Here is a 14,597-nt window from a genome sequence, read left to right on the forward strand (position 1 = left end):
TTACAAATGAAGACCTTTCATCATCCTATCATTCCCATAAATATCTTTCCTAAGTTCTATATTCTTAAAATCCATTTTTTGAAGTAATTCAACCATTTCTTTTCCTAAATACTGATTGATTTCAAAATACAATTGTCCTGAATTAGAAAGGTTTTTTTGAGCCAATTCGGCTATTTTTCTATAAAAAATCAAGGCATCATGATCCTCCACAAAAAGAGCCAAATGAGGCTCATTATCCAGAACATTTTTCTTGATTTCCTCTTTTTCGAGATTCCGAACATAGGGCGGATTTGAAACAATAATATCGAAATCTTTTCCTAAATCTAGAGTTTCAAGAATATTTTGTTCAATAAACGTAACGGTTACTTCATTGTGAACCGCATTTTTTTTGGCGGTTGCCAAAGCTTTTTCAGAAACATCAATCGCAAAAACATGCGTATTCGGAAGGTTCTTTGCCAACGAAATAGCGATGCATCCACTTCCTGTCCCGATGTCTAAAATTTTTAAATTTTTAGAAGGTTCGCTTTTTTGATTGTTAGATATAATCCAATCTACCAACTCCTCAGTTTCGGGTCTTGGAATCAAAACATTTTCATTGACCTCAAAATCCAGTCCATAAAAACTCGTTTTCCCTAACAAATACTGAATCGGAATTTCCAATTTTAATTGTTCCAAAATCGAATTCCAAACCTTGATTGCTGATGCCGACAAAACCAAATCAGGCTGCAAAGCCAAATCAATTCTTTTCAATTGCTGCTTTTCTTCCAATATCAAATAGAAAAAACTCTCCGCTTCGCCTTCGCCATACATCGAAGTAAGTTCTTGAATGAATTGAGTTCTGTATTCTTTTATTTTCATGTTTTATTCTAAATTGGAGTAGTTTTTATTTTTTTTAGCTTTCGTTCATAAATCTGAAATCAAATATCGTTAATCAAAAATCTAAAATCATAGCACTTTAAGCATCCAAACTGGACAACTCGTATGCCCTGTACTTCCCATTGGAGCACAAATGTATTCGAAACCTACTTTTTTATACAGCTTTTGAGCATCGAGCATAAAAGGCATCGTTTCAAGATAACATTTTTCGAAACCAAAATCCCTCGCACTTTGCAAACATTGCTCCATCATTTGACTTCCAATTCCCTTTCCACGGGTTTCTGGAAGAAAATACATTTTTTGCAATTCGCAATACATTTCGGCTTCGTTTGCCAGTGGCGCCACTCCTGCCCCGCCAATAATACGACCTTCACTTTCCACTACAAAATAAGCCGATCGTGGTTTATTGTATTCCTCAAACATCAAATCAAGATAAGGATCTTCATAAGCCGTTCCAACTTTCGGAATATTCAATTCATCAAAAACGGATCGTATCAATTGAGCAACCGACTGATTGTCTTCTTCCTGTATTTTTCTAATAATCCAATTATCCATGACGTATTTTATTATTAATTCTGAAAACAAAAATAGAGATTGTAAATGGTAAAACATCCTAAGTTTCAAAACTAATCCCGAAGCTTCGGGACTAAATTCAAAATTACTACTTTTGCATAGTGAAAATACATGAAAAATACATGAGCCGTTGCATAGCCTTAGCCAAAAACGGACTAGGAACCACCTACCCCAATCCCATGGTTGGGAGCGTTATTGTTTATGATGGCAAAATCATAGGTGAAGGTTGGCATAAAAAAGCGGGAGAACCCCATGCCGAGGTCAATGCTGTAAATTCGGTACAAGATAAATCGTTACTGAAAAAAGCGACTATTTATGTGAGCCTGGAACCGTGTAGCCATTTTGGAAAAACACCTCCTTGCTGCGATTTGATTATAAAAAATAAAATTCCGAATGTCGTTATTGGCACTGTTGATCCCAACGTAAAAGTGGCGGGAAATGGCATTAAAAAACTAATCGAAGCAGGAATTCATGTTACTATTGGTGTTCTTGAAGACGAATGCAACGAACTCAACAGACGTTTTTTTATTTTTCATCAAAAGAAAAGACCTTATATTATATTAAAATGGGCTCAAAGCCCAGACGGATTTATTGCCCCTCTTGAAAAATCTGAAAAAAAACCCGTTTGGATTACCAATGCCTATTCCAGACAATTGGTTCACAAATGGCGAACCGAGGAACAAGCCATTCTCGTGGGAACGCAAACTGTTATTGAAGACAACCCAAAACTGAATGCGAGAGATTGGCACGGTAACAACCCCGTCCGATTAGTATTAGATCAAAACAATCGCATCCCGGAAGAAAATGCTGTTTTTGATAATCAAATTAAAACTATTGTATTTACCAAATCAACAAATGCAGTCAACAAAGAAAACACTATCTTTGAAGTAATTGATTTTAAACAAAATATAGCGACCCAAATCGCACAAGTCTTATTCCAACATCAAATTCAATCGGTTATTATTGAAGGTGGCCTTCAAACGCTGCAGACCTTTATCGATGCCAATCTTTGGGATGAAGCTCGCATATTTATTGGGAAATTGACGTTTGGCAATGGAACAAAAGCCCCTCAAATTTCAAAATCAATCTACGAAAAAAACGCAATCGGCGACGATGAACTTATAATAGCTAGAAACCATGATTAACACTATTATTTTTGACTTTGGAGATGTATTCATCAACTTAGACAAGCAAGCCACTATGGATGGCTTAAAAAATCTTGGGATATCCCATTGGAATGAAGACTTAGACCAACTGAATTTATACTATGAAGTAGGGGCTATTTCTGGAGAAGATTTTTTATCCGGAATTCAAAAACATACCGCTAATGCATCCATCGAAGACATTTCGAAAGCTTGGAATGCCATACTACTAGACTTCCCATTGTATCGATTGGAGTTTCTTCAAATGCTTTCCAAAAAATACCGATTGTTTTTATTAAGCAATACCGATGCTATTCACATTGAAACTTTCGAACAAAAATTCGGAATTTCTTTTTATAGCTCTTTTTATCAATGCTTTGAAAAAATTTATTTCTCTTATGAAATTGGAATGAGAAAACCCAATCCTGAAACGTACAACTTTGTACTCGATCAAAACGGACTTCAAGCCAAGCAAACCTTATTTGTAGATGATAAAAAAGAAAATACCGATGCTGCATCAGTGCTTGGTTTTCAAGTATGGAATCTACAAGTAGGAAAAGAAGACGTCGTTGATTTGTTTGATAAAAAAATAATACAATAACAATGGCAAAATTCAATTTCAATGGCAATAAAAACAAATACAACTACAACGCTTTAAAAAATTAAAACAAATTAAATTGAATCTTGAAATTGATTTTTGAAATTGCCATTGAGATTGAGATTGATTTTTTGCCATTGAAAAATGAAAGACACTTACAATACCATTGCACTTCCCTCTGAAGAAACCCTTTTCAAAGAAAAAAACAGTAAATTCTTCGGTTATGCTTTTCCAATTGAATCGGAGGAAGAAGTAAAACCCATTATCGAGACCTTAAAAAAGCAACACCCTAACGCTGGTCATTTCTGCTATGCCTATCAAATAGGTACCGAAACCATTCAATACAGAGCTAATGATGACGGAGAACCTAGCAATACAGCAGGAGCTCCAATTTATGGTCAAATACAATCCTTTGGACTTACCAATGTTCTTGCTGTGGTTGTTCGAATATTTGGTGGCGTAAAGCTAGGAGTTGGCGGACTAATTTCGGCGTACAAAACATCTGCACAAATTACTTTGGAATCGTGTGAGATTATCGAAAAAACAATTGACGTTCATTTCCAAATTTCGTTTGACTATAAAAACATGAACAAAGTCATGAGGGTGATCAAAGAAAAAAAATTGGATATTGTTTCCCAAGAAATGGAAATAAATGAAGACACCGATTTACCTATTGGCAAAATTGCAATAAAAACCAGGAAAAAAAATGCCGAAATAGTGTTCGACATTTTTAAATCTTTGTTTGAAATTGACATAATAAAACTATAAATTCTCATTAAAAAGAACTCCTTTTGACAATTATTCAAAAGTTTTTAGTAGTTCCAAAATGTAATCTGGAGGTGCTGTTGGTCTGCCAGTTTTTAAGGATACAAAAACCAACATAAATTGGGCAGTTGTTAATAACTCCTTTGCTTCGTTGTAAATTGCACAATCAAATTCAATCTTCACGGACGTCTGACTTTTAAAAACCGTGTGTACCGTCAACAACTCATCATACACCGCCGATTTTTTATAATTGATATTCATATTCACAATCGGCAAAGCAATACCGCTCTCTTCCATCTTTTTATATGAAATCCCTTTGTTTCTGAGCCATTCAACCCTTCCTATCTCGAAATAGGGTATGTAATTTCCATGATAAACAACCCCCATTTGGTCTGTTTCTGAGTAACGAACACGAACTTGAATTTGATGATCTTTCATTAATTATGTCTTAAAATTTAAAATTTAAAAAAGCGCCTTACAACAATATTTCCAAAAATTATAACCTAAATTATTTTTTTTTACAGATAATTGTTCACATATTTGTTATCCCGAAAAAAGAATAATATTTAGATTCTTTTAATAAGATAATAAGTACCCAAATAAGAAATAATTTAACTAGATATATGAACAAAACTGCACAATCAGTATGGGAAAACTGTCTGTCCTTCATAAAGGACAACATTCAAGATCAGGCTTACAAAACTTGGTTCGAGCCTATCAAATCAGTTGAACTTACCGATAATGCATTATACATTCAAGTACCTAGTAAATTTTTCTACGAATGGTTAGAAGAACACTATGTAAAATTACTAAAAGTGGCCTTAACTAAAGAACTTGGCAAAAACGCAAAGTTACTCTATAAAATCAAAATGGAAAACACTTATGGCAATAAACAACCGTTTACGGAACAATTGCCAAGTGCCAATAGAGCTCCAATGAAAGCTCAAGAGGTAGATGCTCCTTTTAAAAACCTAAATCCAGAATTAAAAAACCCATTTATCATTCCTGGGATTCGTAATTTAAAAATCGAATCACAATTGAATGCAAACTATAGTTTTGATAATTTTCTTGAAGGAGACTCTAACAGATTAGCCCGATCTGCTGGTATGGCTGTTGCCAACAAACCAGGAGGTACATCTTTTAATCCGTTATTGATTTTCGGAGGTGTTGGATTGGGAAAAACACACTTAGCCCACGCTATTGGTGTTGAAATCAAAGATAAATATCCAGAAAAAACCGTTCTATATATTTCGGCCGAAATTTTTACCCAACAATATATTGACTCGGTTAAGAAAAATAACAGAAACGACTTTATTCATTTCTACCAATTAATAGATGTTTTAATCATTGATGATGTTCAATTCCTATCTGGAAAATCAGGAACGCAAGATGTGTTTTTTCACATTTTCAATTACTTGCACCAAAACGGAAAACAGGTAATCTTGACTTCAGACAAGGCTCCAGTTGACATGCAAGATATTGAGCAACGTTTATTATCTCGTTTCAAATGGGGATTGTCTGCCGAGTTGCACCAACCCGATTATGAAACTAGAATTTCTATCTTAAAGAATATCCTATATCGTGATGGAGTTGAAATTCCAAACGAAATCATAGAATACGTAGCTCGTAACATCAAATCGAATGTTCGTGAACTTGAAGGCGCAATTATTTCTTTGATCGCACAATCTTCTTTCAACAAAAAAGAAGTGACTATTGAACTGGCCAAAAGTGTCGTAGAGAAATTTGTGAAAAATGTAAAAAGAGAAATCTCTATCGATTACATTCAAAAAATTGTTTCCGATTATTTCCAATTGGATTTAGAAACGCTACAATCCAAAACAAGAAAAAGACACGTTGTACAAGCTAGACAACTGGCTATGTTTTTTGCTAAGAAATTCACTAAAGCCTCTTTGGCTAATATTGGTTCACAAATAGGAGACCGTGATCACGCAACCGTTTTACACGCCTGCAAAACAGTAGACAATTTAGTAGCAACCGACAAACAATTTAAAAAATACGTCGAGGATATTAATTCTAAATTAACGCTATAAACGCAGTATGCCTGTCAAAATTTTAATGGTCTGTTTGGGTAATATTTGTCGTTCGCCTTTGGCCGAAGGCATATTAGCCTCTAAACTTCCAAAAGAAAAATTTCTTGTAGATTCAGCAGGAACCGGTTCTTGGCACATTGGTCGCGCTCCGGACAGTCGTTCTATTGCCACCGCCAAAAAAAATGGTTTAAACATTGCCAATCAAAAAGGACGACAATTTGCAACATCAGATTTTGATGCTTTCGATTACATCTTTGTAATGGACAACAATAATTATAGCAATGTAATTGATCTGGCCAAAAACGAAATGCAAAAAAACAAAGTGCAACTCATTTTGAACGAAATCTTCCCAAACGAAAATGTAGACGTCCCAGATCCTTACTACGGTATGGAAAATGGTTTTAACATAGTCTACAAAATGCTCGACGAAGCTTGCGAAGTCATTGCCCACAAGTTGATTGCCAAACATTCCTAAGAAAACTAAATAAGTTTTTTATCTTTGCCCGCAACGGTAAATACACTAGCCAGAAACCATTATTTAGAAGGCTAGAAAATATCTTATTTCTAAAAATCAAAAGTCACAACTATGAAACCAGCACCTCTTTTTGGAAAACTATATTTAATCCCAACCACCATGGGTGATTGCGACCCAATGGATGTTTTACCACAAACCATTAAAAGATGCGTTGAGCTGATTGATTATTATGTGGTCGAGAATGACAAAACGGCTCGAAAATCCATCAAACTGACCAATCCAGAGAAAAAACAATCCGAATTAAAGCTTTTTGTTCTCAATAAATACACCGAACCCAAAGACCACCAAGAGTTTATCAAACCTCTTTTGGAAGGCAAAAGCATGGGACTCATGAGCGAAGCCGGATGTCCGGGAGTAGCCGATCCAGGTGCTGCAATTGTAAAACTAGCCCATGACAAAGGCATCCAAGTGATACCACTTGTTGGACCTTCCTCTATATTATTGGCTATGATGGCCTCAGGAATGAACGGTCAAAGTTTCACTTTCAATGGGTACTTACCTATAGATAAAGGAGAAAAGAAAACCGCTCTTAAAAACCTAGAAAAATTATCTTTAGACAAAAATCAATCCCAGATTTTTATAGAAACACCTTATAGAAACAACAAAATGTTGGAAGATATTCTACAAGCCATCAATCCAGAAACCTACCTCTGCATTGCCACAGACATCACACTTCCAACAGAATACATAAAAACAAAAAGAGCCTCAGCCTGGAAAAAAGAAACCGTCGATCTACACAATCGTCCTACTATTTTTATCATTCATAAAATGTAAGTTCGTTATTTTTTTCTCAAATAAAACAACTCGTCAATTAGGATAAAACTGTACTTTTATATTCTAATTGACGATTTTTCTTTATGAGTAAATTACCAAATGTAACGACCAGCATCTTTACGGTTATGTCTAAAATGGCTGCCGAATACAACGCAATCAATCTTTCGCAAGGATTTCCAAACTTTCCTGTAGACGAAAGACTTTCCAAAATTGTTTCCCAACTGGCATATGAAGACGTACATCAATATACTCCCATGTCAGGTTACCCTCCTTTGCTAGCCAAAATTGCAACATTGGTAAAATCATCTTACAACCGTACCATCCTTCCCGATACCGAAATACTTGTTACTGCCGGTGCCACTCAGGCCATCTTTACAACATTGCTCGCTTTATTAAAACCAGATGATGAAGTCATTATTCTGGATCCAAGCTATGATTGTTATGAAGCGCCTATTCTATTGAGTCAAGCGAAACCCATACGTATAGCCCTCAACGATGATTACACTCCCAATTGGAATACTATTGCAAATGCATTTTCGGATAAAACCAAAATGATCATCATCAATAATCCGCATAATCCTACGGGGAAAATTTTAAACGAATCCGATTTTGAGAATCTGGAAACGCTTTTAGAAAAACATCCAAATGTCTTATTACTTTCTGACGAAGTGTACGAATATATCACTTTCGAACAAAAACACATTTCTACTCATACTCGAAAAAAACTGTTCGATCGCTGCATCATGGTTTCCTCCTTTGGAAAATCATTTCATATTACGGGTTGGAAAATAGGTTATCTTGTAGCGCCAGAATACTTGATGAAAGAAATCAAAAAAGTGCATCAATTTCTAGTCTTTAGTGTCAACAGCATTTGCCAAGTGGCTGTTTCCAAATACATAGATCTAGTTGATGTGAACGAAATCGGCTCATTCTATCAGGAAAAGCGAGATTATTTTAGATCATTATTACAAAACAGCAGGTTCGAACTAATGCCTTGCGAGGGAACTTATTTTCAAGTAGTATCCTATGCCAAAATCTCCAACGAAAGCGATGTTGATTTTTGCAAGCGATTAATAACGGATTATGGAGTTGCCGCTATCCCCATATCTACTTTTTATGCAGATGGAAAAGATTTAAAATTAATCCGTTTTTGCTTTGCCAAAGACAATCAAACTTTAGAAGAAGCCGCGAGAAGATTGTGCAAAATTTAGTTTTCAGTCTCAGTCTCAGTTATCAGATCAAAATAAGGGCGTTAATTTTTTTTAAAAAAATCTAAAATAAAACCCCTTTATTAAAACATTATATGAGAAACCAAAATACAATATCAACAAACAATTCTGAAAACTGAGACTGAGACTGAAAAGTAACCTTTACTGTTATTATTATGCATGCATACTATTTTTGTACTATATTTACAATCCAAAAAAATATATAAATTATGAGTTATACCGATAAAATGTTGAGAGACGATGCCTTAAAAGGCAAAGTAATAGTAGTTACAGGAGGCGGAAGCGGCTTAGGAAAAGCGATGACTAAATACTTCCTAGAATTAGGCGCAAAAGTAGCCATAACTTCCAGAGATTTAGAAAAGCTAAAAAATACCGCCCAAGAATTAGAAGCCGAAACAGGTGGTACTTGCTTACCGCTTCAATGCGATGTTCGCCATTATGAAGAAGTAGAAAACATGCTACAGGAAGTATTGAAAGCTTTTGGCAAAGTAGATGTTTTACTGAATAATGCCGCGGGAAATTTCATTTCGCCAACCGAACGTTTATCGGCCAATGCCTTTGATACCGTAATTGATATTGTTTTAAAAGGATCCAAAAACTGCACCCTTGCCTTTGGAAAACATTGGATAGACACCAAACAAACTTCAGCAACCGTTTTGAATATTGTCACTACTTATGCTTGGACAGGTTCGGCTTATGTTGTTCCGAGTGCCACTGCAAAAGCAGGAGTTCTTGCCATGACCAGAAGTCTTGCGGTAGAATGGGCAAAATACGGAATCCGTACCAATGCAATTGCACCAGGGCCATTCCCTACCAAAGGAGCTTGGGATCGATTATTGCCGGGAGATCTAGCCGAAAAATTTGACATGGCAAAGAAAGTACCTTTGAAACGCGTTGGAGATCATCAAGAACTAGCCAATTTAGCGGCTTATTTAGTTTCGGACTTTTCTGCCTATGTAAATGGAGAAGTAATTGTCATTGATGGAGGCGAATGGTTAAAAGGCGCAGGACAATTCAATTTACTCGAAGCCATACCCGAAGAACTTTGGGATCAATTAGAAATGATGATTAAAGCAAAGAAAAAAAGTTAGCAGCATTCTGTGATCAGTCTCAACAACCGTTGAAAATATTCAGAAATAAAGTCTAAATAACAAATCTAAAAAGAGAACTATCCATACGGTTCTCTTTTTTTAGTTATAATAGTTACTAAAAAACAAAGAATAAACAGTATTGTTGTGATTAATTGGCGCGTATAAAAACTATTTGTTTTTGTTAACAAAATAGATTTTCTAAACCCATAAATAATTGTATTTTTACCGTTCAAAATTTAGAAAATAAATGGGCAAAATCATAGCGATTGCGAATCAGAAAGGTGGAGTTGGAAAGACTACTACTTCTATTAACTTAGCGGCTTCGTTAGGTGTTTTAGAAAAAAAAGTATTACTAATAGATGCTGATCCTCAGGCAAATGCCACATCAGGTTTAGGGATTGATGTAGAAACTGTTGAAATCGGAACTTATCAAATTCTTGAACATAGCCACACACCATCGGAGGCCATTATAAAATGTTCCTCACCAAATGTAGATGTAATTCCAGCACATATTGATCTAGTTGCGATTGAAATAGAATTAGTCGACAAAGAAAATAGGGAATATATGCTTAAAAAAGCATTGGATAGCGTAAAAGATAAATATGATTATATCATCATTGATTGCGCTCCCTCTCTTGGACTATTAACTTTGAATGCCTTGACGGCAGCTGACTCGGTGGTTATTCCAATTCAATGCGAATATTTTGCCTTAGAAGGTTTAGGTAAATTATTGAATACGATTAAAAGTATTCAAAAAATTCACAATCCAGATTTAGATATCGAAGGTTTATTATTGACGATGTTTGACTCTAGACTGCGTTTATCGAATCAGGTTGTAGAAGAAGTTCAAAAACACTTTAACGATATGGTCTTTGAAACAGTGATTCAAAGAAATGTAAAATTGAGTGAAGCACCTAGTTTTGGCGAAAGCATTATAAACTATGACGCTACAAGCAAAGGAGCTATAAATTATTTACACCTAGCTCAAGAAATCATAAAGAAAAACAGTAAATAGTTCTATGTCAAAAGCAATAAAAAAACAAGCCTTAGGAAGGGGTTTATCTGCATTATTAAAAGATCCTGAAAACGATATTAAATCTGTAGATGATAAAAATGCCGATAAAGTTGTTGGGAATATTATAGAGCTTGAAATTGATGCTATAGAAATAAATCCATTTCAGCCCAGAAGTAATTTCAATGAAGAGTCACTGAGAGAATTGGCGACTTCTATTAAGGAATTAGGTGTTATTCAACCAATTACTGTTCGTAAATTAGACTTTAATAAGTACCAATTAATCTCGGGTGAGCGTCGTTTGCGCGCATCAACTTTGATTGGTTTAACAACAGTTCCTGCTTATATTCGTATTGCAAACGATAATGAATCGCTTGTTATGGCCTTGGTTGAAAACATCCAACGTCATGATTTAGATCCAATAGAAATTGCACTTTCTTACCAACGATTAATTGACGAAATTCAATTGACACAAGAGCAAATGAGTGAAAGAGTGGGTAAAAAACGTTCTACTATTGCCAATTATTTAAGACTTTTAAAACTAGATCCAATAATCCAAACTGGAATTCGTGACGGTTTTATTAGCATGGGGCACGGTCGAGCGATCATCAATATTGAAGATCACGATGTTCAAACGGATATTTATCAAAAAATTGTAAGCCAAAATCTTTCGGTTAGAGAAACGGAGGCTTTGGTAAAAAACTACCATGAAAGTTTAAAACCAAAACCTGTTAACGCGACAAAACCGGCTTCATTTGTAATCGAAGACGAACACAAAGACACGTTTAATCAGTATTTTGGAACAAAAATTGATGTAAAAGTGGCAGGAAACGGAAAAGGTAAAATCACCATTCCATTTCATTCTGAAGAAGACTTCAATAGAATTATAAAATTAATAAAAGGGTAGTGAATAAAATCATTTCCATAGGCCTACTTCTTTTTCTTTTTGGAAGCGCATCCCTTTTTGCGCAAGCAAAAACAGATGATGCTGTTCTAAAACCAAAAGACACAATAAAATCCGACAAATACGACCCCTTAACACCCGCAAAAGCTGCTTTTTACTCGGCAATTTTACCAGGTTTAGGTCAAGCCTATAATAAAAAATACTGGAAAATTCCAATCGTATACGGTGCGATTGGAACCAGTGTTTATTTATACATTGACAATACAAAACTCTACAACCAATACAGAGATGCTTACAAAAGTAGGTTAGCAGGTAATCCAGATCCTGCTTACGACTACCTTTCAAACGAGCAGCTTATTAACGCTCAAGATATTTACAAAAGAAATGCCTCTCTATCCGCATTATTTGCATTGGGTTTTTACGTATTAAACATCATAGATGCCAATGTTGATGCTGCCTTGATACAGTTTAATGTCAATGAAAATTTATCGTTACGACCAGAATTTAATCCCGATGCTGTAACATTAAAATCAAATTTGGGACTAACCCTTAATTATCGTTTTTAGATTCGAAATACCATTCGTTTCTTTTTAAAAATCAAAAACAGAACACAAATGAAAATTGCGCTTTTAGGATACGGAAAAATGGGAAAAGTAATCGAAAGAATTGCTTTAGAAAGAGGACATGAAATCGTTTTAAAGAAAGACGAGTTCAATACATATGACGGACTTTCTACTGCAGATGTCGCTATTGATTTCAGCGTACCTTCAGCTGCTGTTAATAATATTTCCAATTGTTTCAACGCCAATGTCCCTGTAGTTTCTGGAACAACAGGTTGGTTGGAACATTATGACGAGATGATTGCACTTTGTGCAGCAAAAAACGGCGGTTTTATCTCCAGTTCAAACTTTAGTTTAGGCGTAAATCTATTCTTTGAATTCAACGAATATTTAGCCAAAATCATGTCAAAATTTGACCATTACAAAGTGGATATGGAAGAAATTCATCACGATCAAAAACTGGACGCTCCAAGTGGAACAGCAATTTCATTAGCCAAAGGCGTTATTGAAAACAGTAATTATACCAATTGGACATTGAATAATCCTAAAGAAAACGAGATTCATATCGAAGCAGTAAGAGTAGGAACAGTTCCTGGAACTCATACCGTAACCTACAATTCTGAAGTGGATGCTATTGAAATAAAACACACGGCCCATAATCGTGAAGGTTTTGCCTTGGGTGCGGTAATAGCTGCCGAATGGCTTGTTGGAAAACACGGTGTTTTTACCATGAAAGATGTATTAGACTTAAATTCTAAATAGGAAAAGTCAAATTCCAAATTTTAATCCCGTCCCGATAATTATCGGGAGTTATCGGGACCAAATTCCAAATCAAAAAATAGATTTTAAATTTCAAGAGAAATCTAAAATCTATCCCGTCCCGATAATTATCGGGAGCTATCGGGACTAAAATCTAAAATTATGACACTATCTCTTTGGTTTGTATTTTTCTTAGCCGTTCAGGTTATTCATTTCTTAGGAACTTGGAAATTATACCAAAATGCCGGAAGAAAAGCTTGGGAAGCAGCAATTCCTGTTTATAATGTAATAGTTTTAATGAAAATAATAGGCAGACCAACTTGGTGGACTATTTTGTTTTTTATTCCAATTATCAACCTTATTATGTTTCCCGTTATTTGGGTAGAGACGATTCGTAGTTTTGGTAAAAAATCCTCAATAGACACTTTGCTTGTGATTGGAACTTTGGGGTTTTATATCTTTTACCTCAATTACACCCAAACTTTAACTTACGAACCAGATAGAAATTTAAGCCCTGATCACAAAGCTGCAGATACTATTAGTTCTTTACTTTTTGCAGTTATTGTAGCCACTATTGTTCATACCTATTTGATTCAACCGTTTACCATTCCAACCTCGTCATTAGAGAAATCATTATTGGTAGGAGATTTTTTATTTGTTAGCAAAATGAATTATGGAGCAAGAGTTCCTATGACAACTGTAGCAATGCCAATGGTACACGATACCATTCCAATGACCAAACAAAAATCGTATTTGAATTGGCCTCAATTGCCTTATTTAAGATTCCCAGGATTTCAAACGATAAGTCGTACCGATATTGTTGTTTTTAACTGGCCAGCAGATACGGTATATAAATTCAGAGACCGATCCGGACTTCGAGTGGACAAACCTATCGATAAAAAATCAAATTATGTAAAACGTTGTGTTGGGGTACCGGGCGATAGTTTATCCATAAAAGACGGATTAGTGTACATTAACGGAAAAGAATTGGCTTTGCCAGAGCGTGCAAAACCTCAATTTTCTTACAATGTCGCTATAGATGGCAAAACACCTATTGATTTTGAATACCTATTCAAAGATATGGATGTTACAGATGGAGCAGGATTCATCAATGAAGCTAGAGACACTCTTTTTGTAAGTGCCTTGACAGCTGCCGGAGCCGAAAGATTGCAGCATGTTCCCGGAATCACTTCAGTAAACAGAATTATTTCTAAAGATGTGGAAGACGGTATTTTTCCTCATATTAATAAATGGAACCGTGATAATTTTGGTCCAATTTATATCCCACAGAAAGGAAAAACCGTGGCTTTAACAACCGAAACTTTACCGTTCTACAAAACCATCATTACCGATTACGAGAAAAAAGATCTGAAAGTGAATGGAAATGAGATTAGAATTGACGGTAAAGTTACCACTACCTACACCTTCGATCAAAACTATTATTGGATGATGGGAGACAATCGTCACAACTCTGAAGACAGCCGTTATTGGGGCTATGTTCCAGAAAATCATATCGTAGGCAAACCAATATTCATCTGGATGAGTTGGGATACCAATGGTAAAGGTTTAGGGAAAATTCGTTGGGATAGAGTATTTACAACCGTTAGCGGAGAAGGACAACCACAATCGTACTTTAAATTTTTCTTGATTGCTCTTGCAGCCTTTTTTGTTGGTGAATATTTTTGGAAAAAAAGAAAAGAGAAAAAAGAATTATAAAAGAAGCCTATT

16 protein-coding genes are annotated in these 14,597 nt (G+C 35.3%); 13 read left to right on the top strand and 3 right to left on the bottom strand.

Annotation, left to right across the window (positions count from 1 at the left end):
* Together prmC and DB891_RS07965 are read right to left on the bottom strand one after the other, a co-directional pair.
* A complete protein-coding gene (gene prmC, locus DB891_RS07960) occupies positions 1 to 858 on the bottom strand; it encodes a peptide chain release factor N(5)-glutamine methyltransferase (protein ID WP_116762304.1) in 858 nt (285 codons plus the stop codon).
* An 87-nt stretch (positions 859 to 945) separates the two neighbouring features.
* The gene (locus tag DB891_RS07965) at positions 946 to 1,431 is read right to left on the bottom strand and encodes a GNAT family N-acetyltransferase (protein WP_116762305.1); all 486 of its coding nucleotides are present in this window, start codon (positions 1,429 to 1,431) and stop codon (positions 946 to 948) included.
* Positions 1,432 to 1,550: 119 nt separating this feature from the next.
* Between DB891_RS07965 and ribD the strand changes: the two genes are divergently transcribed.
* From ribD to DB891_RS07980, 3 genes are all read left to right on the top strand, one after another.
* Entirely contained in the window at positions 1,551 to 2,594 is a 1,044-nt protein-coding gene (ribD, locus tag DB891_RS07970; protein ID WP_116762307.1) for a bifunctional diaminohydroxyphosphoribosylaminopyrimidine deaminase/5-amino-6-(5-phosphoribosylamino)uracil reductase RibD, read from the top strand.
* Positions 2,587 to 3,192, top strand: a complete 606-nt coding sequence (locus DB891_RS07975) for an HAD family hydrolase (RefSeq protein WP_116762309.1) — start codon at positions 2,587 to 2,589, stop codon at positions 3,190 to 3,192. The genes ribD and DB891_RS07975 overlap by 8 nt, the downstream gene beginning before the upstream one ends.
* A 141-nt stretch (positions 3,193 to 3,333) precedes the next feature.
* Positions 3,334 to 3,957 carry an IMPACT family protein gene (locus tag DB891_RS07980; protein WP_116762311.1) on the top strand — a complete coding sequence of 208 codons (624 nt, stop codon included), beginning with the start codon at positions 3,334 to 3,336 and terminating at the stop codon, positions 3,955 to 3,957.
* Positions 3,958 to 3,987: 30 nt separating this feature from the next.
* Here DB891_RS07980 and DB891_RS07985 read toward each other — a convergent pair whose 3' ends face one another.
* Positions 3,988 to 4,392 carry an acyl-CoA thioesterase gene (locus tag DB891_RS07985; RefSeq protein WP_116762312.1) on the bottom strand — a complete coding sequence of 135 codons (405 nt, stop codon included), beginning with the start codon at positions 4,390 to 4,392 and terminating at the stop codon, positions 3,988 to 3,990.
* A gap of 185 nt (positions 4,393 to 4,577) precedes the next feature.
* Here DB891_RS07985 and dnaA point away from each other — a divergent pair, with 185 nt between their 5' ends.
* The 10 genes from dnaA (at position 4,578) to lepB (ending at position 14,585) form a co-directional block, all read left to right on the top strand.
* Positions 4,578 to 6,005: a chromosomal replication initiator protein DnaA gene (gene dnaA, locus DB891_RS07990; protein WP_116762314.1), complete on the top strand. Its 1,428-nt coding sequence runs from the start codon at positions 4,578 to 4,580 to the stop codon at positions 6,003 to 6,005.
* A gap of 7 nt (positions 6,006 to 6,012) precedes the next feature.
* Entirely contained in the window at positions 6,013 to 6,480 is a 468-nt protein-coding gene (locus DB891_RS07995) for a low molecular weight protein-tyrosine-phosphatase (RefSeq protein WP_116762316.1), read from the top strand.
* Positions 6,481 to 6,591: 111 nt separating this feature from the next.
* On the top strand, positions 6,592 to 7,314 hold the full coding sequence (locus tag DB891_RS08000) for an SAM-dependent methyltransferase (protein ID WP_116762318.1): 723 nt from the start codon (positions 6,592 to 6,594) through the stop codon (positions 7,312 to 7,314).
* An 83-nt stretch (positions 7,315 to 7,397) separates the two neighbouring features.
* A complete protein-coding gene (locus DB891_RS08005) occupies positions 7,398 to 8,525 on the top strand; it encodes a methionine aminotransferase (RefSeq protein ID WP_116762320.1) in 1,128 nt (375 codons plus the stop codon).
* 227 nt (positions 8,526 to 8,752) lie between these two features.
* Entirely contained in the window at positions 8,753 to 9,634 is an 882-nt protein-coding gene (locus DB891_RS08010) for an SDR family oxidoreductase (RefSeq protein WP_189337126.1), read from the top strand.
* Between the two features lie 247 nt (positions 9,635 to 9,881).
* Positions 9,882 to 10,649 (top strand): ParA family protein, encoded by a 768-nt coding sequence (locus tag DB891_RS08015; protein WP_116762322.1) that lies wholly within the window; start codon positions 9,882 to 9,884, stop codon positions 10,647 to 10,649.
* Between the two features lie 4 nt (positions 10,650 to 10,653).
* Complete coding sequence (locus DB891_RS08020; protein ID WP_116762324.1) at positions 10,654 to 11,553, top strand: ParB/RepB/Spo0J family partition protein; 900 nt, start codon at positions 10,654 to 10,656, stop codon at positions 11,551 to 11,553.
* On the top strand, positions 11,553 to 12,116 hold the full coding sequence (locus tag DB891_RS08025) for a DUF5683 domain-containing protein (RefSeq protein ID WP_116762326.1): 564 nt from the start codon (positions 11,553 to 11,555) through the stop codon (positions 12,114 to 12,116). The genes DB891_RS08020 and DB891_RS08025 overlap by 1 nt, the downstream gene beginning before the upstream one ends.
* A gap of 48 nt (positions 12,117 to 12,164) precedes the next feature.
* Positions 12,165 to 12,872, top strand: coding sequence for a 4-hydroxy-tetrahydrodipicolinate reductase (gene dapB / locus DB891_RS08030; protein ID WP_116762328.1), 708 nt, complete (start codon positions 12,165 to 12,167; stop codon positions 12,870 to 12,872).
* Positions 12,873 to 13,031: 159 nt separating this feature from the next.
* A complete protein-coding gene (gene lepB / locus DB891_RS08035; protein WP_116762329.1) occupies positions 13,032 to 14,585 on the top strand; it encodes a signal peptidase I in 1,554 nt (517 codons plus the stop codon).
* Positions 14,586 to 14,597: the final 12 nt, after the last annotated feature.

The sequence above is a fragment of the Flavobacterium laiguense genome, assembly GCF_003097655.1.
In the GTDB taxonomy this organism is placed as follows: Bacteria; Bacteroidota; Bacteroidia; order Flavobacteriales; family Flavobacteriaceae; genus Flavobacterium; species Flavobacterium laiguense.

Coding starts and splice junctions, on each gene's coding strand:
- dnaA (WP_116762314.1), top strand. CDS start 4,578: ATGAACAAAACTGCACAATCAGTATGGGAAAACTGTCTGTCCTTCATA.
- DB891_RS08010 (WP_189337126.1), top strand. CDS start 8,753: ATGAGTTATACCGATAAAATGTTGAGAGACGATGCCTTAAAAGGCAAA.
- DB891_RS07985 (WP_116762312.1), bottom strand. CDS start 4,392: ATGAAAGATCATCAAATTCAAGTTCGTGTTCGTTACTCAGAAACAGAC.
- DB891_RS08000 (WP_116762318.1), top strand. CDS start 6,592: ATGAAACCAGCACCTCTTTTTGGAAAACTATATTTAATCCCAACCACC.
- lepB (WP_116762329.1), top strand. CDS start 13,032: ATGACACTATCTCTTTGGTTTGTATTTTTCTTAGCCGTTCAGGTTATT.
- DB891_RS07975 (WP_116762309.1), top strand. CDS start 2,587: ATGATTAACACTATTATTTTTGACTTTGGAGATGTATTCATCAACTTA.
- prmC (WP_116762304.1), bottom strand. CDS start 858: ATGAAAATAAAAGAATACAGAACTCAATTCATTCAAGAACTTACTTCG.
- dapB (WP_116762328.1), top strand. CDS start 12,165: ATGAAAATTGCGCTTTTAGGATACGGAAAAATGGGAAAAGTAATCGAA.
- DB891_RS07965 (WP_116762305.1), bottom strand. CDS start 1,431: ATGGATAATTGGATTATTAGAAAAATACAGGAAGAAGACAATCAGTCG.
- DB891_RS08015 (WP_116762322.1), top strand. CDS start 9,882: ATGGGCAAAATCATAGCGATTGCGAATCAGAAAGGTGGAGTTGGAAAG.
- DB891_RS08005 (WP_116762320.1), top strand. CDS start 7,398: ATGAGTAAATTACCAAATGTAACGACCAGCATCTTTACGGTTATGTCT.
- DB891_RS07995 (WP_116762316.1), top strand. CDS start 6,013: ATGCCTGTCAAAATTTTAATGGTCTGTTTGGGTAATATTTGTCGTTCG.
- DB891_RS07980 (WP_116762311.1), top strand. CDS start 3,334: ATGAAAGACACTTACAATACCATTGCACTTCCCTCTGAAGAAACCCTT.
- DB891_RS08020 (WP_116762324.1), top strand. CDS start 10,654: ATGTCAAAAGCAATAAAAAAACAAGCCTTAGGAAGGGGTTTATCTGCA.